This is a genomic window from Nonomuraea sp. NPDC052265, assembly GCF_044547985.1.
Taxonomy (GTDB): Bacteria; Actinomycetota; Actinomycetes; order Streptosporangiales; family Streptosporangiaceae; genus Nonomuraea.
On the sequence record NZ_JBIUBJ010000001.1, the window covers coordinates 880,153 to 906,352 of the forward strand.

Here is a 26,200-nt window from a genome sequence, read left to right on the forward strand (position 1 = left end):
ATGGTGAAGATCGAATCGGTCAGGAAGCGCTTCGGCCAGCTCGAGGTGCTGAAGGGCGTCAGCCTCGATGTGCCGACCGGCTCGGTGGTCTGCGTGGTGGGCCCGTCCGGGTCCGGCAAGTCGACGTTGTTGCGCTGCGTCAACCGGCTGGAGACGATCGACGCGGGCCGGGTGTGGGTCGACGGAGAGCTCATGGGCTTCAGCGAGCAGGGCGGCAAGCTGCACCTGCTGCGGCCCGGCGAGCTGTGCCGCCAGCGCCAGGAGATCGGCATGGTCTTCCAGCGCTTCCACCTGTTCCCGCACATGACCGCGCTGGAGAACGTCATGGAGGGCCCGTGCACGGTCAAGCGCCTGCCGAAGGCGAAGGCGGCCGAACGGGCGATGACGCTGCTCGACCGGGTGGGGCTGGCCGACCGGGCCCGCCACTACCCACGGCAGCTCTCGGGCGGCCAGCAGCAGCGGGTCGCGATCGCGCGCAGCCTGGCCATGGACCCCAAGCTCATGTTGTTCGACGAGCCGACCAGCGCGCTCGACCCCGAGCTGGTGCAGGAGGTGCTGCAGGTCATGCGCGACCTGGCGGCGAGCGGGATGACGATGATCGTGGTGACCCACGAGATGGGATTCGCCAGAGAGGCGGGCGACCACCTGGTGTTCATCGACGACGGCGTGATCGTGGAGGAGGGACCGCCCCGCGAGGTGCTGTCCTCGCCGCGTCACGAGCGCACCCGGGCCTTCCTCGGGCAGGTGCTGTGAACGGCTCGCTTCTCGGGAAGGGTTCGGCCACGTGAGCCTCGACATGCTGATCAGCGGTGGCCTCGTGGCCGACGGGACGGGCGCGCCGCTGCGCCGTGCCGACGTCGGCGTCCGCGGTGACCGCCTCGTCCTGCTGCCGGAGGGCGGCCCGTCCGACGGTGGCGGGGGGCGGGTGATCGACGCCGCCGGGCTGGTGGTCGCGCCCGGTTTCATCGACGTCCACACCCACTCCGACGCGGTCACCCTGCTCGGCGAGGCGGGCCGGGAGCTGGCCGCCGCCCCCGTGCTCATGGGCGTCACCGTGGAGATCTGCGGCAACTGCGGGTCGAGCCTGTTCCCGGCGCTGCCGGAGCGGGTGCCGGCGCTGCGCCGGTCGAGCAGGGCCGGTTTCGGCGGCGACATCCCGATTTTTCAGGACTACGAAGGGTTCGTGGAGGCGCACGAGCGGGCCCCGCGGTCGAACCACCTGACCTCCCTCGTCGGCCACGGCACCCTCCGGGCCGGCGTGCTCGGCTACGAGGACCGTCCGGCCACCCCCGCCGAGCTCGACACCATGTGCGCGCTGCTGGACGACGCGCTGGCCGCCGGCGCCGCCGGACTGTCCACCGGCCTCATCTACACCCCCGGCACGTACGGCGACACCGCCGAGGTGGTCGCGCTGGCCCGCGTCGCGGCCAGGCACGGCAAGCCGTACGTCACCCACCTGCGGGACGAGATGTCCCGCGTCGAGGAGGCGCTGGAGGAGGCCGTCGAGATCGCCCGCAGGAGCGGGGCCGCGCTGCACGTCAGCCACCACAAGACCGCCGGGAAGCAGGCCTGGGGCAGGACCCTGCGCACGCTCCCCCGCATCGCCGCGCTGCGCGCCCGGGGCATGGACCTGACCTGCGACGTCTACCCCTACACCGAGGGCAGCACGTCGCTGTCGGCGATGTTCCCCCCGTGGGCCAACGACGGCGGCACCGAGGCGCTGCTCGACCGGCTGCGCGATCGCGGCCAGCGCGACCGGATGCGCGCGGCCATCGAGGCGGGCGTGCCGGGCTGGGAGAACACGGTCGGCAACGGCGGCTGGGACCGCATCTCGGTCGCCTGCGCCACCCGTCACCCCGAGGCCGAGGGCCGCACGATCGCGGAGCTGGGCGGCGACCCCGTGGACGCGGCGGCCGAGCTGCTCCTCGCCGAGGAGGGCGAGGTGACGATCATCAGCCACTCCATGCGCGAGGACGACGTCCAGCGGGTGCTGGCCAGCGAGTTCGCCATGATCGGCTCGGACGGCGTGCCCAAGCCGGGCCACCCGCACCCCCGCCTGGCCGGCACCTTCCCCAGGGTGCTCGGCCGCTACTCCCGCGAGCAGGGGCTGTTCCCGGTGGAGACCGCCGTCCACAAGATGACCGGCATGGCGGCCGACCGGTTCGGGCTGGAGGGCAGGGGCGTCGTACGCGACGGGGCGCACGCCGACCTGGTGCTCTTCGACCCCGGGACGGTGGCCGACGGCGCGACCTACGCCGACCCGCTGCTGCCCCCCGTGGGCATCAGGGCCGTCGTCGTGGCCGGACGGCTCGCCGTGCAGGACAACAGGCTCACCGAGGACAGACCAGGAAGGATCATCGGGCGGTGAACGACATCACGCTCGCCGTCGCGACGCGGGATCTGGTGACGGGCGAGTTCCACGGCGTCAACGAGGACGCCGAGCTGCCGCTGGCCAGCGTCGGCAAGCTGCTGCTGCTGGCCGAGGTGGCGATGAGCGTCGAGGGCGGCATCCTGGCCCCCGACACGCCCGTGACGCTGCACGACGACGACTACTGCGGCGGCTCCGGGCTGCTCACGTCGCTGTCCGCGCGCAGCTGGACGGTCGGCGACCTCGCCCTGCTGACCGCCGCCGTCAGCGACAACACCGCCACGAACGCGCTGCTGCGCACGATCGGCCTGGACCGGGTCAACGCCGCCGCCGCGGCGCTCGGGCTGTCGCGGACCAGGCTGCTCGACCGCATTCGCGAGCCGCGCACCGCGCAGGACCCGCCGACGTTCGCGATCGGCACCGCGGCCGAGCTCTCCGGCCTGGCCGCGCTCCTCGCCGGTCCGGGCGGCTGGCAGGCGCTCATGCGCGGCTGGATGCGCCGGAACACCGACCACGGTCTCGTCCCGGCCCTGGTCAGGCACGATCCCGAGGGCGACTGGCTGGCCAACAAGACCGGCACCGACGAGGGCGTCCGGTCCGACGTCGGCATCATGGACGGCCGCATCGCCTACGCCGTCCTCGCCCACGGCCCGGCGGGCAGCGAGCACGACCTGACCTCCGCCGTACGGCGGGCCGGCCTGGACGTCGCCGCCCGCCTCAGCGCAGCGAAGGCTCCAGCGAGTTCCTGAGCTGGGCCGAGGCCGTACGCAGGTAGGCCAGGAACGACCGGGCGGCCGGGTTGGGATTGGTCGGCCGCCTGGCCACGCCGATCCTGCGGAACAGGTTCGGCGTGGTCAGGCGGCAGGTGTGCAGCCCGGTCGCGCCCTGGAGTCCGAGGCTCGGCACCAGCGCGACGCCGAGCCCGGCCCGTACCAGGCCGATCGTCACCTCGTAGTGGTCGCTGCGGCAGCGGATGCGCGGCGAGAAACCCTCCAGCGTGCTGGCCCGCTCAAGGATCGACACCGGGTGCTCGGCGCCGAACGTGGTGATCCACGGCTCCTCGGCCAGGTCCGCCAGCCGGACCTTGGGCCGCTGGGCGGCGGCGTGGCCGGTCGGCAGGACCAGGAGCTGCGGCTCGTCGAACAGGTGGACCACCTCCACCCCTTCCGGGCACTGCCACGGGTCGAGCGCGTGCTCGAAGACCACCAGCACGTCCAGCGCGCCGCGCTCCAGATCGGGCAGCAGCTCGTACGGCTGCCCCTCCACCAGGTCGAGCGCCACCTTGGGATACCGGGAGGCGAACCGCGACAGCGCCAGCGGCAGCAACCGGTACCCGGCGGAGGCGAAGAAGCCGATGCGCAGCTCGCCGGCGTCCACCCTGGCCTGGGCGAGCAGGTCCTTCTCGGCCGCCTCGATGATGTCGACGACCTCCTGGGCGCGGATGGCCAGGCGGCGTCCCGCCTCGGTCAGCCGCAGGCTCTGGGCGTTGCGCTCGACCAGCCCAACCCCCGCCTCCTGCTCCAGCCGGGACAGCTGGTGGGAGACGGCGGACGGCGACAGCTTCAGCACCCTGGCCGCACCGGCGATGCTGCCCGTCCTGAACACCTCAAGCAGGACACGCAGCCGGTTACTACTCAACACGGGACCAAGCGTACGAGCTCTCCCAGGTCACCCCGCCATGCCCGGCCACCGGCTGCGCCGCCACGTGCTGTACCGCCTCACCCGGCCGGTCACTGGTAGTCCGGCCTGAACCAGCGGGCTTTGTAGATCTTGGCGCCCGGCAGGGTGCGGGACGCGGTGCCGCCGAAGAACTCCACGGTGTCGGTGCACCAGGACGCGCCGCAACCGCTCTTCGGCCGGGTCCTGAGGATCTGCCCGGTGCCCTGCTGGTCACCGACCGATTTGACGAGCCGCACGTTCACCTTGTCAGCGTTCGCGTACTCGGTGGTGAAGGTGCTCGTGGATTTCACGTACTGGTGGACGGCGTCGTTCGTGGTGATCCACAGCCGGTCCTTGTCACCGAAGACCGGGCCCAGGTCGTGGCCCCCCTTCTTGCCGGGAAGCGCGACCCGCCGGGTCTCGGTCAGAGTCGGCTGTGCGGGCGTACCGCCGACCTTGAGCGCCACCAGGTCTTTGTCGCCGAGCGCCCACAGGAGCTCATTGGCCGGGTCCCAGAGCACGCCATGCCCTCCGGGCAGCTTGAACTCCGCGTACTTCTTCGACGTCGAGCTCTGGGAGGCCGTGTAGACCCGCACCCAGCTCCCTTGGGTGGCCGCGGCGGCGACATTGCCGTCGGGAAGCAGTTCCACGGCGTGGGGCAGGATCCCGTCACCTCCCGTGTCCACGGCCCACAGGCGCTCGCCCGACGGGTAGGAGGCCACACCGATGAACCCGCCGTCGTTCACCGCGAGGACCGACTTGCCTCCCGTCTGGCGAGGCCCGCCGTAACGGAGCCGGGCGTCCGCGATCGCCCCCGAGCACAGCGTGCAGTCATCGAGCTCGGCCTCGGGGAATCCGTTCTTCGCCGACGGCTTCCACTTCCACTTCAGCGCCCCGGGATCCTTCGCCGGGTCCCACGACGCGTTCCGCGAGTCCAGCACCACGACCTGGCGGCTCTTCCCGTCGCCCGCGACCACCCAGCCGTAGGCATCCCCACCGCTCGCGGCCTGCGCCGGAGCGCTCATCCCCAGGGCGGCGACCAGGGCCACGCCCGTCGTCGCGGACAGTATTCTGCCGTGTCCCATCGAGTCTCCTTCAATACACACGCGAACCGCGTCCGCGCACGGCCGCATGAGGGCTCTGAGCTCCATGCGGTGGATTTCGTCGAGGTCGGAGACTAGAAGAGCTGGCTTTTGATTCGTTATCGATCGGATTCACCTGGTTGGGGCTTCCTCGATCCTGCGATCGTCCGCACGGCCCACCCCGTCGGCCCGGTGGCACGGCGCCGATACCCGCTCGTGGCCGGCGGTCATGTGTCCTGAAGACCACGGAGATGATCCTCGATTTCCCCGCCCTCCTGTTGCCGACGGGTTTCGAACGCAGGACACTGGATGGTCAACGGGGGACGTCATGACAACTCACATGGAGTTTCGGGTTCTTGGTCCGCTGGAGGTCGGTGTCAGGGGGCGCCCTGTCAGGCTGGGCGGGCTTCGGCAACGTTCACTGCTGGCCGCGCTGTTGCTGGATGCCGGGCGGGTCGTGTCGGTCGATCGGCTGGCAGCCGCGGTCTGGGGCGAGCGCCTGCCCGAATCGGTGCGCACCCAGGTCCCGATTCACGTGCACGGGCTGCGTAAGGCATTCAAGGCCGCCGGCTGCGGCGTACCCGTGATCGTCACCGAGCAGGCCGGTTATCGCCTGAGCACCGACGGTGTGTGGCTGGACACGCGCGAGGCGGAGGAACAGGCGGCAGCGGCCCGAAGGGCGGCCGCCGCGGGGCGGAACGAGCAGGCGGCGGCGATGCTGGGGCGGGTCCTCGGGCTGTGGCGAGGGCCGGTGCTGGCCGAGATCGACACCACCGAGATCGCCGCGGTGGCCCGCGGTCTGGAGGATGCCCGGCTGGGCATCGCAGAGGAGTGGGCCGAGGCGGCGCTGGCCTGTGGCCGCCCTCGCGAGGTGGTGGCACGACTGGCGGGGCTGGTGGAGGATCATCCCCTGCGTGAGGGCCTGCGCGCACAGTTGATGCTCGCGCTGTGGCACTCGGGACGCCAGGCCGACGCGCTGGAAAGCTTCCACCAGGGGCGTGGACATCTCCTGGAGGAACTGGGCCTGGAGCCGGGCCGAGGGCTGCGAGAGGTCCAGCAGGCGATCCTGGCCGGCCCCTCCGCCTGCGACGCCACGGAACCGGGGGTTCCCGCGCTGCCTGCGCCGCGCCTCGGCGGGAAGGCGGACGACGAGCTTCTTCCGGCCGGCTCAGGGCCGGTCGTGACGGTACGGCCGGCGCAGTTGCCGCCGGCGGTATCAGCGTTCGTGGGCCGGATGACGCAGATGCGGACGCTGGATCGATTGCTGCGACAGAACGGGCGCCACCTGCCCATGGGCGTGATCAGCGGGGCGGCCGGGGTGGGCAAGACCGCGCTGGCCCTGCAGTGGGCGCATCAGGTGGCCGACCGGTTCCCTGACGGCCAGTTGTTCGCCAATCTTCGCGGCTATGACCTCGACGGAGAGTCGGCACAACCCGCGGCGGTGCTGGAACGCTTCCTGAGGGCGCTCGGAGTGGACGGGGCGACGGTTCCGGCCGGGATGGAGGAGCGGACCGCGTTGTTCCGCAGCATCCTGGACGGCCGGCAGGCGCTGGTCGTCCTGGACAACGCCGAATCGGCGGCACAGGTACGGCCATTGCTGCCGGCGACGCCGGGCTGTTGTGTGATCGTCACCTCCAGGCGCCGGCTGGAAGGGCTGCTCGTGGGCGGGGGTGCGCTGCCTGTGCCGGTGGAGGTTCTGACCGAGCAGGAGTCCACCGAACTGCTGGAGCGTGTGCTCGGAGCGGAGCGAGCGACCGCCGAGCGGGAAGCGGCGGCGAAACTCGCCGCTCTGTGCGACGGGTCACCGCTGGCGTTGCGCATCGCGGCGGCGAAACTGGCCATGCGGCCGCAGTGGCCGGTCGCCGACATGGCCGAGCGTCTGGCCGACGAGCGTAGCCGGCTGGACCAGCTCAGCCGAGGTGGGCTGGAGCTACGAGCCAGCATCGAGCTGTCCTACCGCGAGCTGTCGACGCGGGCGGCCCTGGCGTTCCGGCGCCTGGGGCTGATGGACGCACCAGGCGGATTCGCGCCCTGGCTGGTGGCGGCGCTGCTGGACACGACGGTGCATGACGGCGAGCGGCAGTTGGAACAGCTGGTCGATGCCCAACTGCTGCAGCCGCTCGGCAGAGACGGAGCCGGCCAACCGCGTTACCGGTTCCATGATCTGATCCGCCTGTTCGCCCGCGAGCGAGCGGAGGCCGCGGAGCCGCCTGACGCCAGGCTGGCCGTACTGAGCCGCGCCTTCGGGGCGTTGCTCGGCCTGGCGGAACAGGCCCGCGACATGCGATACGGCAGCCGCTACCAGATGGTGCCGCGCGGCGACACTCCGCGCTGGCTACCGGAGGACGCCGAGCAGGCGGCGTTGCTGAACGATCCGCTGGAGTGGCTGGAGAGCGAACGGCTGAACCTCGTCTCCGCAGTGACACAGAGCGCCCAGTCACAGCTCGCCGACGTGTGCCGCGATCTCGTGGCCAGCTTCGTGCACATGTTCGAGTCGCGAGCCTACTTCGACGACTGGCGGTCGGTCGCCACCCGAGCTCTCGATGCCTGCCGCACCGCCTCCCACCTGCCGGGCCAGGCCGCGATGCTGTTCTCCCTCGGCTCCCTGAACCTGTGCCAACGTCGGCTGCCCCAGGCCGCCGACCTGCTGGAGACAGCTCTTGAGCTGTTCCAGCGGTTTGGAGACGTGCCCAGCCAGGCCATCATGCTCCGCCACCTCGGCACGGTTCGTCTCTCCCAAGGAGACCTCGACAGGGGGAGACGGGAGCTGGAACAGGCCCTGGCACTTTTCGAGCAGGTGGGCGACACCACCGCCCTGGCCCACGGCCTGGGCTTCCTCTCGCACGCGCACATGCTGGAAGGCCGGCTGGAGGAGGCCGCGCGGCTGCTGGACCGCGCGCTGACCATCAGTCCAGGAGGCAGGCAGATCGAGGCGCAGCTCCTCAAACGCCTGGCCGAGGTCTATCGCCGTCAAGGCCGGTGCGCCGAAGCGATCAGGGAGGGTGAGCGCGCCCTGGCCATCACCCTCGACCTGAAGGACCCGGTCGGCCAGGCGTACGTGTTGCACGCGCTGGGCGAAGCGCGGCTCGACCTGGGAGAGACCGTCGAGGCCGGCGCCACCTTGCACCAGGCGTTGCGCATCGCCCGCCGGGTGGGGGACAGGCTGATCGAGGGCCGGATCCTGCTCGCCCTCGGCCACCTCGAAGACGATGACAGCACCGTCCATCTGCGACAGGCCGCCGAGACCTTCGCGGCCATCGGCGCCGCAGGCTGGCACGACGAGGCGATGAGGGCGGCGGCGCGGGTGAGCGCCTGAGCATCGGCCGGGCAACCTCTGCCGGACACTCCGCTACGATGCATGTCCCTGAAATGAGGGGATGATGGGTCGAGAAGTGGAATTCCTGATTCTCGGATCAGCCGGTCGGCCGGTCGCGCTGGAGATCATGCCGGCCTCGGCGTTGCCGGGCATCGCCGCCGGCCGAGTGGGCGTGGGCCTGCGGGACGTCGTGGCCGCTGCCCGCGAGGGCTCGTAGTGGGGAAGTCCAACCGGCCGGAAGGCCGGCCGGAGTCGGGGCCGGGCGTCCCGGCGCAGGTCGTCGCTCAGCTCGCGGCCCTCGAACGACCGATCCCGGCACAACTGCCCAGCCCCACCGCGACGTTCACCGGCCGCGAGGCAGAGGTCGAGAGGCTGTGCACCCTGCTGACCGACGGCTCCGAACGCGCGGTGGCCATCTCCGGACCGGCCGGCATCGGCAAGTCGGCTCTCGCCCTCCAGGTGGCCCACCGCATCTCCCACCACTTCCCCGATGGGCAGCTCTACGTCAACCTGCAGGGATCCACTCCCGACACGGCCCCCTTGCCCACCGCGGAGGTGCTCGGGCGATTCCTGCGCTCGATGGGAATCGCCACCGCAGCGATCCTGGGCGAGCAGGAGGAGGCCATCGCGACCTTCCGCTCGCTGACACACGGGAAGCGCCTGCTGATCCTGCTGGACAACGCGGCGAGCGCCGAGCAGGTACGCCACCTGCTGCCCGGCAGTGCGGCGTGCGGCGTGCTCATCACCAGCAGGCGAATGCTGAGCTCGATCGACGCCGCGAGCCATTCCCAGCTCCACGGGCTGGCGCCGGACGAGGCCGGCGCGCTGCTCACCAGGCTCCTCGGCGCTGACCGGCTCGACCGCGAAGCCCAGGCTGTGGCCGAGGTCATACCGCTGTGCGGCGAACTGCCGCTGGCGCTGTCCATTGTCGCGGCGCGGCTGCTCGGACGTCCGGACATGTCAGTTCGCGCGCTCGCCGACAGGCTCGCCAGCGAGCAGCGGCGGCTGGCCGAACTCGAGATCGACGACCAGGCGGTACGCGCCAGTTTCATGGTCAGCTACGAGGACCTGGGCGACGGACCGGCGGCCCGGCTGTTCCGATTGCTCGGCCTCCTGGACGGGCCGGACATCGGCGTCCCCGTCGCCGCGGCTCTCGCGGAGCTGCCGGAGCGGCGCACGGCCGCGCTGCTCGATCATCTGCTGGAGAGCCAGCTCGTGGTGTCCGACATCCCCGGCCGGTATCGCATGCATGACCTCCTGCGGTTGTTCGCCAAGGAACTCGCGCTGGAGCAGGAGAGCAAGGATGCCCGCGCCCTCGCCATCCGACGGGCTTTCCACTGCTATCTCGCCACGGCACGACGTGCCGCGTTGTCGGTAGAGCCGCTGATCGCCTGGCGGATCGACTTCGTCCCCGAGGTGCTCACGCATTCGGGGGTGCCGCTCGCCTCCGTCGAGGAGGTCAACACATGGCTCGACGTCGAGATCGAGAACCTCGTCGCCACCGCCCGTCAGGCCGTGACGAGCGCTGATCCGGCGATCGCGGCCTATCTGTCCGCATGCTTGAACACGCCGTTGGAACAGCGAGCGCGCTGGCGCGAGCAACTGGCCTTGGGGCACCTGGCTCTGGAGGCGGCGCGGTCCACCGGTGATCTCCGGCAGGCGGGGCTCGGCAACAATGACCTCGGTTGGGCATTGCACGCGTTGGGAAAGCCCGCAGAGGCTCTGCTGTCCTTCGATCGTGCTCTCGATGCCTGGAGGCCGATGGGCTACGACACGGGCCAAGCCCTGGCCCTGAACGGATGTGGTGCGGCTCTTCGTTCGCTGGGGCGCCACGAGGAGTCGCTTGTCGCCCTGGAACGGGCAGGCGCGATCTGGCACCGCTTGGGCCACGCCCGGCATGAGGCATCGTGCCTGACCGGCATCGGACTGACCCATCAACGACTCGGACGTTACGGCGAGGCGGTCGTCGCGCACCGAACGGCCCTGTCTCTGGCGAGGGAGTCGAACGCCAGGGTCACCGAGGTGATGGCGCTGGGCAACCTCGGCGAGGCGCACAGACTGGACGGGCAGGCGGACGAGGCGGCGACGTGCTTCCAAGAGGCCCTCCGGCTGGATCGGCAGCGCGGCTTGTCCGGCACCTATTGGGAGGCGGAGCACCTGTGGGGGCTCGGCCGGGCGACCGGTGACCGTGACTGCCTGAACAAGTCAGCGGCGATCCTGCACGACCTGGGGCTGATCACTTACAGCGAAGCCCGCGCGATCGAACTCGACCCGGTGCCCGGCACGCCAGACGCCATCTCGCAGCAGCTGTAGACGTACTGATCACCAAGGTCGAGAACGCGGCTCGACGCGATCCCGAAGATCGTCGCGGAGGGGAGGGCCTGCGGGTCCGGTGTGGACTGCGACATCCACGCCGGTCCCCGCGGGCCCTTCATGCCCCGCGGGGACGCACCCCCACCCTCGGCGGCCGCGGACCGGACCTCTCAGATCAGTACGACTAGCAGTGAGCGACGCCCGGGAACGGGTCCTTCCAGGTGTAGACGCTCTCGGCCGCGACGTAGCCGGTGCGCTTGCTGACGTCGCCGTACGTCCGGTACCAGATGTTGTTCCCGCCTCCATGCTTCTGCCCGGAGACGTAGCACTGGAAGTAGCTGGGGTTCGAGTTCAACGTGTCCACGGCATCCTGATCGTGCTCGCTGTAGCGCGGGCTGCGCCACAGGCTCACCCCGGCCTTGTTCCCGCAGTACAGGTGCCCGCTCTTGGCATAGCACGATGACTGGCCCTGGGCCTGAGCCGGTGTCGTCACCAGCAGGCTCGTACCGGCCAGCGCGAGCCCGCCGACCGCCATCGCGATCTTCGTGTGTAGCCGCATTCCAGATCCCCCTTCGTTCGAATCCTCCATGTACAGGGCGACGCTAGGCGGGACGCCTTCAGATCCGTTATCGAGGCGAATGACGCACCGCGGAACGTGGGCTTGACGACGACCACTCTCCGGTACGGCGACGGGACCGGCTGGTCCCTCCTGACCTGCCGGTGGAGCGGTCGGCTGCTCGGCTTCGCCGGGCGGGGTGGATCGGTGAAGCGAATCTGAATCGCGCGTCCTCAGGGTTCCGTGGCATGGTCAGGGCGATGCGCGCAGTGTTGCCGTGGGCCGCCTTCTGCTCCGCGGCCGTGCCGGCTGTGGGAATGCCGGGCTTCAGGCCGCCGGCCGGTGGGGATCGGTGCACCACGCGCCCGCGGGTGGTGCTGTCATGCGAGGCCCTGGGTGTCGTCAGCCGCGGGTCCCGCCGGGATGAGGCGTTCCCGTTCCTCCCTGACGATCCGCTCGGCCAGCGCCTCGTCGGAGACGTCGATGGCGTCGGGCGTGGACTCGGCGAGGTCGCTGCGTCTGGCGTAGGCGTCGAAGAGCGCGGACTTGGCGTGCATGATCCGCAGCAGCCGTTCGTCCATGCTGCCGGGCGTGACCAGCCGATGCACCTGCACCCGACGTACCTGTCCCATGCGGTGCGCCCGGGCCACGGCCTGGCTTTCCAGCGTCGGCTTGACCTGCGGCTCGCAAATGATCACAACGGAGGCCGCTTGCAGGTTGAGCCCGACCCCGCCCGACTGGATCTGCGCGAGCAGCACCGCGTGACCTCGGGCCGCCGTGAACGCGTCGACCACCTCCTGGCGGCGTTCCGGCCCCAGGCCGCCCCAGAGCGGGCCGTGAACCGGGGAGCCGAGGGCGTCGCCGACGGTGGTGAGCACGTCGCGGAAGTAGGAGAACACGACGACCTTGAGCCCGGCGCGTTCCGCCTCGTACACCAGCTCACGCAACCGTTCCAGCTTCGCGGACCTCTCCGGCACCGCGTAGGCCGCGCGGCGCATCGCCATGAAGGAGCCCGACACCACCGCGTCCCGGTATGCGACGGCGTCGGCCGCGCTGAACTCCTCCCACTCGTCCACCTGGACCAGATCGGGCAGCTCCGTGACCACGTCCCGCTGGTTGCGGCGCAGGTAGACCGGCGCGACGGCGCGGCGGAACGCCCGCGCCCGATCAGCCGTGTCACCCGGCTCGGCCCGGCCGAACAACCCGGGCTGGAGGTGGTCCACCAGGGAACGGAACTCCTCGACGCGGTTCTCCATCGGCGTGCCGGTCATGAACAGCGCCCTACCGACCTGAGCGCACCACCCGGCCACGGCCTTGGAGCGGCGGGCCTGCGGGTTCTTCACGAAGTGCGCCTCGTCGACCACGAGCATGCCCACCTCCGGCACCGGGTCCAAGGCGTGCAGCCCGTCGAACGTCACGACCGCCACCCCGCCGCGTTCGAGCCACGTGGCGTGGGCCAGGGACCGTTCGTCGCCATGGAGCCGATAGGCCGTGAGCGAACTGCGGGCCTCGATCTCCCGCAGCCAGTTGATCAACACGCTCGCCGGGCAGACCACCAGAGAATGCGTCGTCCCCCGCGCGTGCAGATGCGCCAGGACCGCGATCGCCTGGATCGTCTTCCCCAGCCCCATGTCGTCGCCGAGGATCACCCGGCGCTGGGAGAGCGCGAACCGGGCGCCGAACGCCTGATAGCCGCGGAGCGACACGCGCCGCAGGGTGTCGTCGAGCTCCTGCTGCCGCACCCGCGCGGCCAGTTCCTCGGGCAGGAATCCCTCGGCGGCGGTCTGATCCGGCGGCGCTCCGGCCGACAGCTCCGCGAGCAGGTTGTAGTAGTCGGCAGCGCGGACCTCGAAATCGATCCACGCCGACGTTCCGTCCGGCGACGGGCGCAGCAGGTCCGTCGTGGCCTGGGTGACCAGTAGCCGCGTCTCGACCTCGTCGGCGAGCAGGCCGGCGATCTGCTCCGCCGCCGCTTCCGCACGGGCACGGCGGCGGCCCGCGGACAGGAGCCTGCGCAACCAGCCGCGCAGTGGACGCGCCTGGGGAATCAGCTCGCCGAGCCGCCGTACCACCGTCTCGGCCGTGTGACGGGCACGCGGGATCTCGGGGCCGGCGGCGACCAGCCGGTGCAGCGCGACCAGCAGCCGGGTCGTCTCGGCGTCCCGGTCGTCGACGTCGATGTGGGCGGTGCACGACTCTCTCGTGGCCCGCGCGATCCGCTGGGCGGCGCTCTGCGCCTGCGATCGGGTCTGGGGCCCGACGCCGGGTAGTTTCTGCAGTTCGTACGGCGTCGCGTCCAACACGCCGAGTACCGTCGTGTACCCCGCCTCCTGCAGTGCCCCGATCCGCACCCGGCCGCCGGTGACGTCCTTCAGCCGGGACACCGGCATGGCGGCGAGCTCCACCCTGGCCTGCCGCCCGCGGAGCGGTTCGAGGGCGGAACGGACCTCCGCCACCGCCCTGTCGTGCTCGGCGATCAGGTCTCGCGCGTCGCCCAGCAGCCGCGCGGCCCGCCGTAACAGGTCCCGGACGTCCCCCGCAGACGTTGATGCCATAGGCCAGAACGTATCGCCTGGGACTGCCGCACATGGAGTGCGGACACGGGTGGATCCGCGGATCCACGGGGCTCAGCCCTGCACGAAGGCGAACGCCCGCCCCCGCATGACAGAAAACCCATCTGAATCAGATCAATATCGCACCTGGTTAGAGTCCGGCCATGCTCCTACGTGGAATCACGGCCGCGGCCATCACCCTGCCTCTTCTGTGGCCGAGCACGGCCGGTGCGCACGCCGTACGGCAGGCACCGCTCGGCGCCGTGTTCAACAATCCCAACACGGCGGACAGGACCAGGATCGTCAGTCAGTTGATCACTCTGATCGACGGCGCCGAGACGGGCTCGGACATCCGGGTGACGGCGTTTGAGTTCACCGACCCCGATGTGCTCACCGCCCTGAAGGCCGCACATGCCAAGGGCGTCAACGTCAAGGTTCTGGCCGACGGCGGCGCCAAGGACGCCGATCAGTTCAAGGATCTCGCCGCGGCGCTCGGCGGCGAGACCGGGAAGCCCTCCTGGGCGACCCACTGCCGGCACGACGGCAACTCCTCGACCGCCTGCATCGGCGATGTCCCAGGCGACGACGGGTCGAAGATGCACAACAAGTTCTACCTGTTCTCCAACACCCTCGGCAGTTCCGACGTCGTCATGCAGTCGAGCGCCAACCTCAAGCGAGGAGGCTCCGGGACGGGGCAGTGGAACAGCTCCTACACCTTCTCCGACAAGGCCGTCTACGACGCCTACCTGGCCTACTTCGACGACCTGGTGAAGATGAAGCTGATCCCCGACTACTACGAGACGCATCCACCGGTCGAGACGCCCACCATGAAGGTCTATCACTCGCCCCGCAAGGACGGCGACACCATCTACAACATCCTCGGCCACGTGAAGTGCAAGGGAAACACGGAGGGCGGCACCACCGGGGACCATCGTACGATCATCCGGGTCTCCACCTGGCACATCGCTCAGGAGGCCGTGGCGAGGCGGCTGTGGGACCTCGACCAGCAGGGGTGCTACGTCGACATCGTCTACCGGCACGTCGGCGCGGCCGCCCTGGAGGCGCTGCTGAGGCCGCCGAACGGCTATCACGGTCCGGAGATCCGGACGTTCGGGAACGTCCCCGGAACGCATCAGAAGGACGTCTTGATCGACGGCACGTACAACGGGAAGATCAATCAGAAAGTTGTCTTCACCGGCAGCATGAATCTCAATCCTTCGTCGCTCCGCGAGAACGACGAGACGATGCTGCGGATCACGGACCCCGAGGTCCATCGCGCCTTCAAGTACAACTTCTGGGAGGTTCAGAAGGCCGCGGACGTCGTCGTCCAGACCAGCGAGGGGCTGACCAGTGAGGGGCTGACCATGAATCCGCCCCCTACGGTCGAGTCCCCCGACGAACGAGCAGAGTGATCCACTCGAACGGGAACAGGGGACGCCGGCGCCCCCCCGGCTCGTCCTCGCTGTACTTGAGCGAAACGCGAACGGCTACGAAACGGCCCCTACCGTACGACGAAGCCGCAGGTAGAGGCCGTTCTCTCTCAAGCAGACATCTTCTTCTTGAGGTTCTCGTCCAGGGCGGCCAGGAAGTCCTGGGTGGTGAGCCACTTGGCGTCGCCGCCGACCAGCAGGGCGAGGTCCTTGGTCATCTGACCGCTCTCGACGGTCTCGATGCAGACCTGCTCCAGCTTGCCGGCGAAGTCGCTCACGGCGGGGGTGTTGTCGAGCTTGCCGCGGTGGGCCAGGCCACGCGTCCACGCGAAGATGGAGGCGATCGGGTTCGTGGAGGTGGGGTTGCCCTTCTGGTGCTCGCGGTAGTGGCGGGTCACCGTGCCGTGCGCGGCCTCGGCCTCGACGGTCTGGCCGTCGGGGGTCATGAGGACGGACGTCATCAGGCCGAGCGAGCCGAAGCCCTGCGCGACGGTGTCGGACTGCACGTCGCCGTCGTAGTTCTTGGCGGCCCAGACGTAGCCGCCCTCCCACTTGAGCGCCGCGGCGACCATGTCGTCGATGAGGCGGTGCTCGTAGGTGAGCCCGGCCTTGTCGAAGTCGGCCTTGAACTCGGTCTCGAAGACCTCGGCGAAGATGTCCTTGAAGCGGCCGTCGTACGCCTTGAGGATGGTGTTCTTCGTCGACAGGTAGACCGGGTAGTTGCGGGCCAGGCCGTAGCGCAGGGAGGCGCGGGCGAAGTCGCGGATCGACTCGTCGAGGTTGTACATCGCCATGGCGACGCCGCTGCCCGGGAAGTCGTACACGTCGAGCTCGATCGGCTCGGAGCCGTCCTTCGGCGTGTACGTGAGGGTCAGGGTGCCCTCGCCGGGGATGACCAGGTCAGTGGCGCGGTACTGGTCGCCGAACGCGTGACGGCCGACGACGATCGGCTTGGTCCAGCCGGGCACGAGCCGCGGCACGTTCGACATGATGATCGGCTCACGGAAGATCACGCCGCCGAGGATGTTGCGGATGGTCCCGTTGGGGGACTTCCACATCTTCTTGAGCCCGAACTCCTCGACCCGCGCCTCGTCCGGGGTGATGGTGGCGCACTTCACACCGACGCCGTACTTCTTGATGGCGTTGGCGGCGTCGATGGTGACCTGGTCGTCCGTCGCGTCCCGGTACTCGATCCCCAGGTCGTAGTACTTCAGGTCGACGTCGAGGTAGGGAAGGATCAGCTGGTCCTTGATGAACTGCCAGATGATCCGGGTCATCTCGTCGCCGTCGAGCTCGACGACGGGACCCTCCACCTTGATCTTGGGCATGCGAATGGTTCCCCTTCAATGAATGGATGCGTTGAGGCTATCGGACCGTCCCGTCAACCGGCCAAAAGGGACAGGAGCCAGGCCTTGAACGCGTTGTTGTACAGCGCCAGCGAGGTCAGGGCCATCAGGAAGCCGAACGCGGTCAGCGTGATGACGTCCGTCTTCCTGTCGCGGACGGCCAGTTGCCCGTCGAACCCGGCGAACCGGAGCGCGGCGGCCACCATCAGCACGCCGCCCAGCGCGAACCCGCCCCAGCGCGGGTCCACCAGCAGGATCACGAGCACGGTGACGACCGCTCCCGCCACGATCAGCGGGAACGGTCCCCAGCGTTCGCGTTCGTTCTCTCGGCTCAACGCTCTTCTATTGGCTTCCACTTCTGATCGCGCTCGCCAATGTATTCACTGTCGGGCCGGATCAGCCTGTTGTCGGCATGCTGCTCGATCACGTGCGCGGTCCAGCCGGACATGCGGCTGATCGAGAAGACGGGGGTGAACAGGTCCGTCGGGATGCCAAGGTAGTGGTAGACCGACGCCGCATAGAAATCGACGTTCGGATAGAGGCCCTTCGTCTCGAAGACGACCTCCTCCATCTCCTTCGACATCCGATAGTAGGTGTCGTCGCCGGTGGACCCGGCCAGCTCGGCCGACATCCGGCGCAGGTGCGTGGCGCGCGGGTCCTCGGTCTTGTAGACGCGGTGGCCGAAGCCCATGATCTTCTCGCCCGCGGCGAGCTTGTCGCGTACGGCCTGGGCCACCCCGCCCGGCGGGATCGACTCCAGCGTCTTCATGACCTGCTCGTTCGCGCCGCCGTGCAGGGGGCCCTTGAGCGTGCCGATGGCCGCGACGATGGCCGAGTGCATGTCCGACAGGGTCGCGGCGCAGACGCGGGCGGCGAACGTAGAGGCGTTCATCGTGTGGTCGGCGTGCAGCACCAGGCACTCGTCGAAGATCTCGACCTCGCGCCGCTCGGGGGCGCGGCCGGTGACCTGGAGCAGGAAGTTCCCGGCGATGCTGAGCTCGGGGTCGGCCTCGGGGACCGCGCCGCCGGTGCGCGCGGCGTGGTACCGGGCGACCAGCACGGGCTGCTGCGCGGTCAGGCGCGCCGCCTTGCGCAGGTTGGCGTCGGGGGCGGTGGAGTCCTTGTCGGGGTCGTCGGCGCCGGAGAGGGAGACGAGGGAGCGGAGCGCCTCCATGGGTTTCTGCTTCTCGGCGATCTCCGCGACGTTCGCCGCGACCAGCGCGCCGAGCTCCCTGCCCTGCGCCAGGTCGGCGCCGTACGCCTCCAGCTCGGCCCGGCCGGGCAGCTTGCCGTACTGCAGCAGGTACGCGGTTTCCTCGAACGTCGCTCGGCCGGCCAGATCGTGGATGTCGTATCCACGGTAGAAGAGGCGACCGGCCTTGCCGTCGATGTCGCTCAGCGCTGTGGACGCGGCTACGACATCGGCCAGGCCTTTCGTGGGCTTGTCCGCCATGAGTGTTTCCTCCGCTTATCTTCCTCCGAAGTCTACCCGTGAGCAGGTAAAACCGTCCGCAGAGGTCCAGACCAATTTCACGACGGATTCTCCTTTCGGCAAAGGAGATTCCGCATCCCCTCGGTTGGGTAAGCCGGAGCTGTAGTAATAGTTACGGCGGGCTACCTGGGGAGGAACTGCCGTGGAGGGGCCGTTCATACGCATCGAGGACACCGGCGACGTGGTCCCGTTGCGCCCCGAGATCACGACGGTCGGGAGAGGCCGGGGTGTGGACATCCGGCTCACCGATCCCAGTGTGTCTCGACTCCATGCCGAGTTCGTCAGACGAGGACCCTACCTGTACGTCGTTGACCTGGGCCTGTCCCGCAACGGCACACGGGTGAACGGCAGGCCGATCGCCCGGAGGGTCCTTGACGACGGAGACGTCGTCTCGTTCGGCGCGGCGCGGGGTCGCATCGGTGGAGTCCCTCGTGAGGACTTCACCCCCGAGGTCGAGCTGCGCAGGGCGGCGGCGCCCGAGCTGACCAGGCGCGAGGTCGATGTGCTGACCTCGCTCTGCAGGCCGGCGCTGTCCGACGAGGCGTTCGTCGCTCCGGCGACGGCGCGCGAGATCGCCGACGACCTGGTCGTGACCGAAGCCGCGGTCAAGCAACACCTGCTGCGGCTGTACCAGAAGTTCAGGATTCCTGAGGGCACCAACCGCCGCACGCGCCTCGCCAACGAGGTCGTCGCGCTCGGGCTGGTGCGCCCGACCCCTGTGGTGCCACCACAGCGGTCGGCGGGCGCCACGGCTGAGCAGCCGTCGGCGGCCGGTAGGAGGGCTTCCTAAGAGGGAGCCAGATCGCGACCGGGGCTTCGGCGAGGGGTTCCGGCAGCGTCGGAACCATCGAGAGATCACCGTGCCCATCCCTGCTGGGCGCGGAACGGGCAACGGCGGGTGACCGCGGGCCGAAAGGCCCGCGGCGCACGCCAAGCTTGTCGCCGGTCAGGAAACGTGCCGACGACGCGCGCTGGTCGGCCATGCGCGCGGCGCCGGAGGTGAACGTTTCCTCACCGGCGTATTTCAGATCACCCGGAAACCGTGGCTGGGCTTGCTGGTCCGGTTGGCCCGGTCCACCGCGACCGCGTAGTAGTGGTCGCCGCGCTTGCCGTCGGGGTCCGTCCAGCGGATCTGCCGGTCACCGGGTACGACGGCGACCAGGTTGCGCGCGTCGGCGAAGGCGTTCTGGCCGGCCTCGCCCGGGAAGCGGAAGATGGCGAACTGGAACGGCTCGTCCCGTCCGGTGGCGACCACGCGTACCTCGACGCCACCGGTGCGGCGCAGCGCGTACGCCACCACCGGGCGGCGCGGCGGCTCTCCGCCGGCCAGGCGGGGCAGCACGGGCGCGAGCGCGGGCCGCTGGTAGTGGTCGTTGACGGCGGTCGTGATGGAGGCGAGCCTGTCCACCTTGACGTCGTTGGCGTTGTACCAGATGTCGCCGCCGACCTCGGGGTGGTCGCGGTTGAGCGTCAGGTGCTTCGACAGCTCGGCCGGGTTCTGCCATTCGGCGGCCTGGGCCGGGTCGCCCGCCTTGTACGCGGCCTGCCCGATCCACAGCAGCGTGTTCGTGCCCGCGGCCACGTCCGACCACCACGGGACGAGCTTGGAGTAGTCGGCCGGCGGCTGCCCGATGTACCAGTAGAGCTGCGGCGCGATGTAGTCCAGCCAGCCCTTCTTGACCCAGCCGCGGGTGTCGGCGTGCAGGTTGTCGTAGGACTGGCCGCCGTTGGTCTCGGAGCCGAGCGGGTCGGTGCCCTTGTTGCGCCAGATGCCGGACGGGCTGATGCCCCAGGCGATCTCGGGCTTGGCCTGCAGGACGCGCTGCTGCATCTCGCTGACCATGAGGTCGACGTTGTTGCGCCGCCAGGTGGCCAGGTCGGGGAAGCCGGCGCCGTACTTGGCGAACGCGGCGCTGTCGTCGAAAGCAGTGGTGTTGGTCGGGTAGAAGTAGTCGTCGAAGTGCAGGCCGTCGATGTCGTAGCGGGTGATCGCGTCCATCATCGCGTCCTGGCAGAACTTGCGGACCTCGGGCATGCCCGGGTTGTAGTAGAGCTTGCCGCCGAACGGCAGGATCCAGTCGGGGTTCTTGCGTCCGGGGTGGTCGGGGTGCAGCTTGCTCGGGTCGGGCTGCATCGACACGCGGTAGGGGTTGAACCAGGCGTGGAAGGCCAGGCCGCGCTTGTGGGTCTCCTCGACGGCGAACCCGAGCGGGTCGTAGCCGGGATCCTGGCCCTGGGTGCCGGTCAGGTACTGCGACCACGGCTCGTACGACGACGGCCAGAACGCGTCGGCGGTCGGCCTGATCTGCACGAACACGGAGTTGAGCTTGCGCTGTACGGCCACGTCGAGCCAGGCGAGGTATTCGGCCTTCTGCTCGTCGGCGCTCAGCCCCGGCTTCGAGGGCCAGTTGATGTTGACCACGGAAGCGATCCACATGCCGCGCATCTGACGCAGCGGGGGGACGTGGTCGGCCTGGGCGAAGGCCGGCAGCGGCACGGCGGACGCGGCGGCGGCGAGAGCGAGACCCTTCAGGAGAGTCCTTCTGCTGGGCATGGGGGGTGGCCTCTCGACAATGGTTGTGTCGAGGGCGACGATGACAGAAAATTACCTTCAGATCAACAACCGTGAAGGAAAATGCCGCATGAGCGCAGAGCTGGTCCGACTTGCGATGACGGTGCTCCAGCCGGGGTTCGAAGGGACGTCGCCTCCCGACTGGCTGCGCCGCGCGCTGGGCGAGGGCCTGGGCGGCGTCATCCTGTTCGCCCGCAACTCCATCGGCGAGGAGCTCGTCCGTTCGGTGCGCGCCGAGAACCCCGGCGCGATCGTCGCGATCGACGAGGAGGGCGGCGCGGTCACCCGGCTCGAAGTGGCCGCGGGCAGCTCCTTCCCCGGCAACCGGGCGCTGGGCGTGGCCGACGACGTCGACCTCACCGAGCGGGTCGGCCGGCAGATCGGCCGGATGCTCGCCGAACTGGACATCTCCCTCGACTACGCCCCCTCCGCCGACGTGAACGCCAACCCGGAGAACCCGGTCATCGGCGTGCGGTCGTTCGGGCCCGATCCCGAGCTGGTCGCCCGGCACACCGTCGCGTACGTGGCCGGGGTGCAGGGCGCGGGCGTGGCCGCCTGCGCCAAGCACTTCCCGGGGCACGGCGACACGACCACCGACTCCCACCTGGCCCTGCCCACCGTGCACGCCTCGCGGGCGGTGCTGGACGAGCGCGACCTGCCGCCGTTCCGGGCCGCCATCGCGCACGGGGTGCGCTCGATCATGTCCGGCCACCTGCTCGTGCCCTCGCTCGACCCGTCGATGCCGGCCACGCTCAGCCACAGCGCCCTGACCGACCTGCTCAGGGGCGAGCTCGGCTTCGACGGCATGGTCGTCACCGACGCGATCGAGATGCGGGCGGTGGCCGCCATGTTCGGCCCCGGCGAGATCGCGGTGCGCGCGCTGGCCGCCGGCGTCGACACCATCTGCGCCGGCCGGGCCGACGAGCAGAGCCTGTACGAGATGCGCGACGCGATCGTCGAGGCGGTGCGCTCGGGCAGGCTGGCGGAGGAGCGGCTGGCCGAGGCTGCCGGACGGGTGCTCGCCCTGTCCGCCTGGTACGCCGAGCGGTCCGCGCTGCGCGAGAAGGCCCGCGCCGACATCGACGAGGGCGTCGGCCTGGAGGCCGCCAGGGCCGCCCTGACCACGACCGGCACCGCCGTGCTCGACCGGGGGCCGCTGGTCGTGGAGGTCAACACCCGGCTCAACCAGGCGGTCGATCCCGCCACGCCGACCGGCATCACGGCGGCGCTGGCCGCCCGGCTGCCGGACACCGACAGGGTGCGCCTCGACCGCGACGGCGAGCTGGCCGCCTTCGACGACCGGCCCGTGGTGCTCGTGGTGCACGACGCGGCCCGGCACCCGTGGGTGCGCGAGGCACTGGCGCGGGCGCTCGCCGTCCGGCCCGACGCGATCGTGGTGGACACCGGCATCAGCGACGCACCCGTGGGGGCCACCCACCTCGCCACGCACGGCATCTCCCGCGTCTCCGCGCAGGCGGCGGCCGAATGGCTGACCCGTTGAGCACCGAGCCCGCGAACCCGGTCGCCACCGTGCGCGCGGTGCTGCCGTCGCTGACCCCGGCGGCGCAGGCCATCGGGCGCATCATCCTGGACGACCCCGGGCTGGTCGTGCGGAGCACGATCACCGAGTTCAGCGCGGTGTCGGGCACGAGCGAGGCCACGATCGTGCGTACCGCGCGGGCGCTCGGCTTCGCCGGGTACTCGCAGATGCGCTTCGCGCTGGCCGCCGCCGTGGCCAAGCAGCCGGAACGCCTGGTGCCCGGCGACCTGGGCCCCGACGACCCGCTGACCGACGTGATCGCCAAGGTGGCGCGGGCGGAGTCCGACGCGCTGGCCGACACGGCGGCGCAGCTCGACCCCGACCAGCTCGGCGAGGTCGTCCAGGCCATCGCGATGGCGCGGCGGGTGGACGTCTACGGCGTGGCCGCCTCGGGGCTGGTGGCCGCCGACATGTCGCAGAAGCTGCTGCGCATCGGCCTGTCCAGCCATCCGTTCAGCGACGCCCACCTGGCCCTGACCAGCGCGGCGCTGCTGCGGGACGGCGACGTGGCGGTGGCCATCAGTTGCAGCGGCGAGACGCCGGACGTGCTGGTCCCGGCCCGTACGGCGGCCGAGGCGGGGGCGCTGATCGTGGCCATCACCAACAACCCGCGCTCGTCGCTGGCCGACCTGGCCAGCCACACGCTGGTGTCGGCGGGCCGGGAGACCGCCTTCCGGCCCGGCGCGCTGGCCAGCCGGATCAGCCAGCTCCTGATCGTGGACTGCATCTTCGTGGGCCTGGCCCAGCGCACCTACGACCGGGCCGAGGCGGCGATCCGCGCCACCCGCGACGCGACCGACCGCTACCGCAACCGGTGACGGACGCCCGGCGACCGGCGTCAGGGCGTCGGAGCGTCGGGTGCGGATCACCGCGAGCCCTCTGGCGGGCGACCGCACATGATCGACCAGGGTGACCGTCCCCATGTACTTCACCACCGGCCGGGCCGACCCCGGCCTGACCAAGCGGTTCACGGCGGCGATGCTCAGGTCGCTGGAGTACGCCGACGGCCATCCCGACGAGGTGCGGCGCATCCTCGGGACGTACACGAAGATCGTGCCCGAGGTGATCGCGAAGATCGACCTGCCGCGCGACCGGGACCAGCTCACCACCCGGTCGCTGCCGCGTTCCGGCGAGCTGCGCGGGCAGGTCTACCGGCGGATCCAGCAGGCGAGAGGGGCACGATGACCACAGTGAGGGCGGCGGCGTTCGAGGTGCTGCGGCGGTACGGGCTGACGACGATCTTCGGCAACCCCGGCTCGACCGAGGTGTCCCTGCTGACCGGGCTGCCGGACGACCTCCGCTTCGTGCTCGCGCTGCACGAGGGCTCGGTCGTCGGCATGGCCACCGGGTGGGCGATCGGGCACGCCGCGCCCGCGCTGGCCGTGCTGCACACCACGGCCGGGCTGGGCAACGCGGTGGGCGCCCTCGCCACGGCCCGGGTGAACCGGGCGCCCCTGGTCGTCCTGGTGGGGCAGCAGGACCGGCGGCACCTGGCGCTGGAGCCGTTCCTCGCCGGGCGGCTGGCCGGGCTGGCCGGCGACTACCCGGTGTGGACGGACCAGCCGGTGCGGGCCCAGGACGTGCCCGGGGCGCTGGCCAGGGCCTTCCACGAGGCGGTCACGCACCGGGGCCCCGCGCTGGTCGTGGTGCCGATGGACGACTGGGACGCGCCCTTCGACGGCGAGACCCCGGCCGCGCCCGCGCGGGTGCTGCGGCCCGCCGCGGTGCCGGACGCCGACCTGGCGCCGCTGACCGAGCTGCTGGCGGGGGCGCGGTCCCCGGCGATCGTGGCGGGCGCCGGAGCGTCGTGGGGGCCGCTGGTGGAGCTGGCCGAGCGGCTGGCGTGCCCGGTGTTCCAGGAGTCGTTCGGGGCGCTGGCGGGGTTCCCGCAGGACCATCCCCAGTACGCGGGGGCGCTGCCGGCCGACCGCGCGCGGCTGCGGGCCGCCCTGGCGGCGCACGACGTCGTGCTGGCCGTGGGGGCGCCGGTGTTCCGGCAGTACCCGTACGCGCCGGGGCCGCTCGTCGAGCCGGGGACGGCGGTCGCGGTGGTCACCGACGACCCGGCCGAGGCGCACCGGAGCGCGGCGGCCCTGGCCGTCCTGGCCCCGCCCGCGGCCGTCTGCGCACGCCTGGCGGCGCTGCTGCCCGCCCGTTCCGCCGCTCCCGTGGCCGTGCCCCCGGCTGGGCCCGTGGCCCCCGCTCCCGAGGTGCCCGGCGGGGAGCCGTTGCGGGCCGCGTACGTGCTGCGCGAGCTGGCCCGGCGGCTCCCCCGCGACGTCGTGCTGCTGGAGGAGACCCCGTCGTCCCGTCCGGATCTGCACCGGCTGGTCCCGGCCAGGAACCCGCTGGGCTTCGTCTCGGCGGCCATGGGCGGGCTCGGGTTCGCCGTGCCGGCCGCGGTCGGCCTGCGCATGGCGCTGCCCGGCCGCCCGGTGGTCGCGGTCGTGGGCGACGGCTCGGCGCTCTACGGCGTGCACGCCCTGTGGAGCGCCGCCCACTACCGGGTGGGCGCGCTGTTCGTCGTGCTCGCCAACGGCCGCTACGCGGTCATGGACCGGCTGGCCGACCGGCAGGGCGGCAAGGCCCCTTGGCCCCCGTTCACCGAGGTGGACATGGGGGCGCTGGCCAGGTCGCTCGGCTGCCCCGCCCGGCGGGTGGACGGCCCCGCCGAGCTGGCAGCCGCGCTCGACGAGGTGATCCCGTCGCTGGCCCGGCGCGAGGAGCCCCTGCTGCTCGACGTCGCCGTGACCGTGGACCCGGACTTCCAGCCCTGAACCGGCTCACCAGGCCGCGGGATGCCGCCCGTCGTCGGTTGTGGGGTCGAAGCAGAGCTCGGGGGCGGCGTCCGGCTTGAACACCTCGTCCAGGGCCCACCGCTCGTACGGGCGGGCGCACGGCGGCGCGCCGGCGATCGCCAGCTCGCGGGCGTCGAGGTCCATCACGACGGAGTAGACCGTGCGGCACTGCTCGGCCGGGGTGGCGGCCGGGTCGAGGTGGCGGCAGACGCCGTCGGGGAAGGAGTAGTGGTCGCGCAGGGCGGCGACGACGTGTTCCAGGCCCACCGCGCGCTCGGCGGCGGTGTCCTCCAGCAGGTGACGCACGCGTTCGGGGCGCAGCAGGGTCAGGCCGGACCTGGCCGCCTTCATGTCCTCCAGCGGCAGCTCGGCCTCGAAGTGGTTGGCGTGCGTGAGCAGGCCGTCGCGCGGCAGCAGCGCGCCGAACGCGCCGGGGGCCACCTCCAGGTCGATGGCCTCGCCTCCGGCGTCGGCGATGAGCAGGTTGCCCGAGGAGACGCGCGGCACGTCGAGCACCTTGCGGTGGGCCCGGCTCATCCGCTCCGACTGCAGCACCCCGCGCAGCAGATAGTGGTACGGGACCCCCGCCCCGGCGTGGTCGCGGTCGGACTGCAGGCGGTTCGCGCACACCCCGAGCCCCGCCGAGTTGAGCCCCGACTTGGCCAGCATGCCCGCCTCGGCCAGCGTGAGCACCGCGAACCCCTCGGTGTCGCGGGTGGCCAGCAGGAAGGTGACCGCGCCCTGCTCGGGATGCCAGTCCCAGTTCTGGGCGAGCAGGGTGTGACCGTCGCGGGTGTACTTGGGCAGGACGGCGAGCGCGGTGCAGCCGTCGTCGTGGTAGCCGGTGCCGTCGAGCAGCTCGGTACGGGCGTTGAGCGCCGCGATGTGCTCGACCGGCTGGCCCGCGCCCGCCGCGAGGCCCTCCAGCATGGCGGCGATGCTCGCGTCGTACTCCCTGGCCACGTCGAGGAAGGTCTGACCCCAGCGCAGCACGTCGGCGGCGGAGAGCCCGGACTTGTCGCGGAAGCGCCGCAGGTAGGTCTCGACGCTCCGCTCGACCAGGTCGGCGGTGCGGTGGCCGATCCCGGCCCCCATCTCCTCGTAGGTGCCCTCGACAGCGATGAGCGGGGTGTCCATGAATCGGCCTTCCGTGATGGGGGTGGGGCTCGCTCTTCT

21 protein-coding genes are annotated in these 26,200 nt (G+C 70.9%); 12 read left to right on the forward strand and 9 right to left on the reverse strand.

Annotation, left to right across the window (positions count from 1 at the left end; translation table 11 throughout):
• The 3 genes from ACIHAD_RS04125 to ACIHAD_RS04135 are packed head-to-tail and all read left to right on the forward strand — an operon-like array spanning position 1 to position 3,117.
• Positions 1–753 carry an amino acid ABC transporter ATP-binding protein gene (locus tag ACIHAD_RS04125; protein WP_397353044.1) on the forward strand — a complete coding sequence of 251 codons (753 nt, stop codon included), beginning with the start codon at positions 1–3 and terminating at the stop codon, positions 751–753.
• A gap of 31 nt (positions 754–784) precedes the next feature.
• Positions 785–2,368: an amidohydrolase family protein gene (locus tag ACIHAD_RS04130; protein WP_397352857.1), complete on the forward strand. Its 1,584-nt coding sequence runs from the start codon at positions 785–787 to the stop codon at positions 2,366–2,368.
• On the forward strand, positions 2,365–3,117 hold the full coding sequence (locus tag ACIHAD_RS04135) for a serine hydrolase (RefSeq protein WP_397352858.1): 753 nt from the start codon (positions 2,365–2,367) through the stop codon (positions 3,115–3,117). The genes ACIHAD_RS04130 and ACIHAD_RS04135 overlap by 4 nt, the downstream gene beginning before the upstream one ends.
• Here the strand turns inward: ACIHAD_RS04135 and ACIHAD_RS04140 are convergent.
• A complete protein-coding gene (locus tag ACIHAD_RS04140; RefSeq protein WP_357969738.1) occupies positions 3,086–4,009 on the reverse strand; it encodes a LysR substrate-binding domain-containing protein in 924 nt (307 codons plus the stop codon). The two genes, ACIHAD_RS04135 and ACIHAD_RS04140, sit on opposite strands and share 32 nt — an antisense overlap.
• 89 nt (positions 4,010–4,098) lie before the next feature.
• On the reverse strand, positions 4,099–5,112 hold the full coding sequence (locus ACIHAD_RS04145; protein ID WP_397352859.1) for a DUF6528 family protein: 1,014 nt from the start codon (positions 5,110–5,112) through the stop codon (positions 4,099–4,101).
• Between the two features lie 337 nt (positions 5,113–5,449).
• Here ACIHAD_RS04145 and ACIHAD_RS04150 point away from each other — a divergent pair, with 337 nt between their 5' ends.
• From ACIHAD_RS04150 to ACIHAD_RS04160, 3 genes are all read left to right on the forward strand, one after another.
• Positions 5,450–8,425 (forward strand): AfsR/SARP family transcriptional regulator, encoded by a 2,976-nt coding sequence (locus ACIHAD_RS04150; protein WP_397352860.1) that lies wholly within the window; start codon positions 5,450–5,452, stop codon positions 8,423–8,425.
• A gap of 76 nt (positions 8,426–8,501) precedes the next feature.
• Positions 8,502–8,642 carry a hypothetical protein gene (locus tag ACIHAD_RS04155; protein ID WP_397352861.1) on the forward strand — a complete coding sequence of 47 codons (141 nt, stop codon included), beginning with the start codon at positions 8,502–8,504 and terminating at the stop codon, positions 8,640–8,642.
• Positions 8,642–10,738 carry a tetratricopeptide repeat protein gene (locus ACIHAD_RS04160; protein ID WP_397352862.1) on the forward strand — a complete coding sequence of 699 codons (2,097 nt, stop codon included), beginning with the start codon at positions 8,642–8,644 and terminating at the stop codon, positions 10,736–10,738. Before ACIHAD_RS04155 ends, ACIHAD_RS04160 begins: the two co-directional genes overlap by 1 nt.
• A 184-nt stretch (positions 10,739–10,922) precedes the next feature.
• On the opposite strand, the gene ACIHAD_RS04165 is transcribed toward ACIHAD_RS04160, so the two are convergent.
• On the reverse strand, positions 10,923–11,297 hold the full coding sequence (locus ACIHAD_RS04165) for a hypothetical protein (RefSeq protein ID WP_397352863.1): 375 nt from the start codon (positions 11,295–11,297) through the stop codon (positions 10,923–10,925).
• A 377-nt stretch (positions 11,298–11,674) separates the two neighbouring features.
• Positions 11,675–13,849, reverse strand: a complete 2,175-nt coding sequence (locus ACIHAD_RS04170; RefSeq protein WP_397352864.1) for a DEAD/DEAH box helicase — start codon at positions 13,847–13,849, stop codon at positions 11,675–11,677.
• 161 nt (positions 13,850–14,010) lie between these two features.
• Here ACIHAD_RS04170 and ACIHAD_RS04175 point away from each other — a divergent pair, with 161 nt between their 5' ends.
• The gene (locus ACIHAD_RS04175) at positions 14,011–15,258 is read left to right on the forward strand and encodes a phosphatidylserine/phosphatidylglycerophosphate/cardiolipin synthase family protein (protein ID WP_397352865.1); all 1,248 of its coding nucleotides are present in this window, start codon (positions 14,011–14,013) and stop codon (positions 15,256–15,258) included.
• A gap of 128 nt (positions 15,259–15,386) precedes the next feature.
• Here ACIHAD_RS04175 and ACIHAD_RS04180 read toward each other — a convergent pair whose 3' ends face one another.
• From ACIHAD_RS04180 to ACIHAD_RS04190, 3 genes are read right to left on the reverse strand one after another with little or no spacing between them, the layout of a single operon-like run.
• Positions 15,387–16,604, reverse strand: a complete 1,218-nt coding sequence (locus ACIHAD_RS04180) for an NADP-dependent isocitrate dehydrogenase (protein ID WP_397352866.1) — start codon at positions 16,602–16,604, stop codon at positions 15,387–15,389.
• A 53-nt stretch (positions 16,605–16,657) separates the two neighbouring features.
• Complete coding sequence (locus ACIHAD_RS04185) at positions 16,658–16,957, reverse strand: DUF3017 domain-containing protein (RefSeq protein ID WP_397352867.1); 300 nt, start codon at positions 16,955–16,957, stop codon at positions 16,658–16,660.
• Positions 16,954–18,075 (reverse strand): citrate/2-methylcitrate synthase, encoded by a 1,122-nt coding sequence (locus ACIHAD_RS04190; RefSeq protein ID WP_397352868.1) that lies wholly within the window; start codon positions 18,073–18,075, stop codon positions 16,954–16,956. Before ACIHAD_RS04190 ends, ACIHAD_RS04185 begins: the two co-directional genes overlap by 4 nt.
• Before the next feature lie 181 nt (positions 18,076–18,256).
• Here ACIHAD_RS04190 and ACIHAD_RS04195 point away from each other — a divergent pair, with 181 nt between their 5' ends.
• Positions 18,257–18,904: an FHA domain-containing protein gene (locus ACIHAD_RS04195; RefSeq protein WP_397352869.1), complete on the forward strand. Its 648-nt coding sequence runs from the start codon at positions 18,257–18,259 to the stop codon at positions 18,902–18,904.
• 234 nt (positions 18,905–19,138) lie between these two features.
• Here ACIHAD_RS04195 and ACIHAD_RS04200 read toward each other — a convergent pair whose 3' ends face one another.
• Positions 19,139–20,668 carry a glycoside hydrolase family 10 protein gene (locus ACIHAD_RS04200; RefSeq protein WP_397352870.1) on the reverse strand — a complete coding sequence of 510 codons (1,530 nt, stop codon included), beginning with the start codon at positions 20,666–20,668 and terminating at the stop codon, positions 19,139–19,141.
• Positions 20,669–20,756: 88 nt separating this feature from the next.
• On the opposite strand from ACIHAD_RS04200, the gene ACIHAD_RS04205 reads away from it, so the two are divergent.
• The 4 genes from ACIHAD_RS04205 (at position 20,757) to ACIHAD_RS04220 (ending at position 25,003) form a co-directional block, all read left to right on the forward strand.
• The gene (locus ACIHAD_RS04205; RefSeq protein WP_397352871.1) at positions 20,757–22,187 is read left to right on the forward strand and encodes a glycoside hydrolase family 3 protein; all 1,431 of its coding nucleotides are present in this window, start codon (positions 20,757–20,759) and stop codon (positions 22,185–22,187) included.
• On the forward strand, positions 22,172–23,044 hold the full coding sequence (locus tag ACIHAD_RS04210; RefSeq protein WP_397352873.1) for a MurR/RpiR family transcriptional regulator: 873 nt from the start codon (positions 22,172–22,174) through the stop codon (positions 23,042–23,044). The genes ACIHAD_RS04205 and ACIHAD_RS04210 overlap by 16 nt, the downstream gene beginning before the upstream one ends.
• 91 nt (positions 23,045–23,135) lie before the next feature.
• A complete protein-coding gene (locus ACIHAD_RS04215) occupies positions 23,136–23,411 on the forward strand; it encodes a hypothetical protein (RefSeq protein WP_397352874.1) in 276 nt (91 codons plus the stop codon).
• Positions 23,408–25,003: a thiamine pyrophosphate-dependent enzyme gene (locus ACIHAD_RS04220; RefSeq protein ID WP_397352876.1), complete on the forward strand. Its 1,596-nt coding sequence runs from the start codon at positions 23,408–23,410 to the stop codon at positions 25,001–25,003. The genes ACIHAD_RS04215 and ACIHAD_RS04220 overlap by 4 nt, the downstream gene beginning before the upstream one ends.
• Before the next feature lie 6 nt (positions 25,004–25,009).
• On the opposite strand, the gene ACIHAD_RS04225 is transcribed toward ACIHAD_RS04220, so the two are convergent.
• Complete coding sequence (locus ACIHAD_RS04225; RefSeq protein ID WP_397352877.1) at positions 25,010–26,161, reverse strand: C45 family autoproteolytic acyltransferase/hydolase; 1,152 nt, start codon at positions 26,159–26,161, stop codon at positions 25,010–25,012.
• Between the last annotated feature and the right edge of the window lie 39 nt (positions 26,162–26,200).

Bases quoted from the DNA above. Each gene is read 5' to 3' on its own strand.
- ACIHAD_RS04125 (WP_397353044.1), top strand. From the start codon at position 1: ATGGTGAAGATCGAATCGGTCAGGAAGCGCTTCGGCCAGCTCGAGGTG.
- ACIHAD_RS04145 (WP_397352859.1), bottom strand. From the start codon at position 5,112: ATGGGACACGGCAGAATACTGTCCGCGACGACGGGCGTGGCCCTGGTC.
- ACIHAD_RS04150 (WP_397352860.1), top strand. From the start codon at position 5,450: ATGGAGTTTCGGGTTCTTGGTCCGCTGGAGGTCGGTGTCAGGGGGCGC.
- ACIHAD_RS04165 (WP_397352863.1), bottom strand. From the start codon at position 11,297: ATGCGGCTACACACGAAGATCGCGATGGCGGTCGGCGGGCTCGCGCTG.
- ACIHAD_RS04170 (WP_397352864.1), bottom strand. From the start codon at position 13,849: ATGGCATCAACGTCTGCGGGGGACGTCCGGGACCTGTTACGGCGGGCC.
- ACIHAD_RS04175 (WP_397352865.1), top strand. From the start codon at position 14,011: ATGCTCCTACGTGGAATCACGGCCGCGGCCATCACCCTGCCTCTTCTG.
- ACIHAD_RS04180 (WP_397352866.1), bottom strand. From the start codon at position 16,604: ATGCCCAAGATCAAGGTGGAGGGTCCCGTCGTCGAGCTCGACGGCGAC.
- ACIHAD_RS04190 (WP_397352868.1), bottom strand. From the start codon at position 18,075: ATGGCGGACAAGCCCACGAAAGGCCTGGCCGATGTCGTAGCCGCGTCC.
- ACIHAD_RS04200 (WP_397352870.1), bottom strand. From the start codon at position 20,668: ATGCCCAGCAGAAGGACTCTCCTGAAGGGTCTCGCTCTCGCCGCCGCC.
- ACIHAD_RS04205 (WP_397352871.1), top strand. From the start codon at position 20,757: ATGAGCGCAGAGCTGGTCCGACTTGCGATGACGGTGCTCCAGCCGGGG.
- ACIHAD_RS04210 (WP_397352873.1), top strand. From the start codon at position 22,172: ATGGCTGACCCGTTGAGCACCGAGCCCGCGAACCCGGTCGCCACCGTG.
- ACIHAD_RS04220 (WP_397352876.1), top strand. From the start codon at position 23,408: ATGACCACAGTGAGGGCGGCGGCGTTCGAGGTGCTGCGGCGGTACGGG.
- ACIHAD_RS04225 (WP_397352877.1), bottom strand. From the start codon at position 26,161: ATGGACACCCCGCTCATCGCTGTCGAGGGCACCTACGAGGAGATGGGG.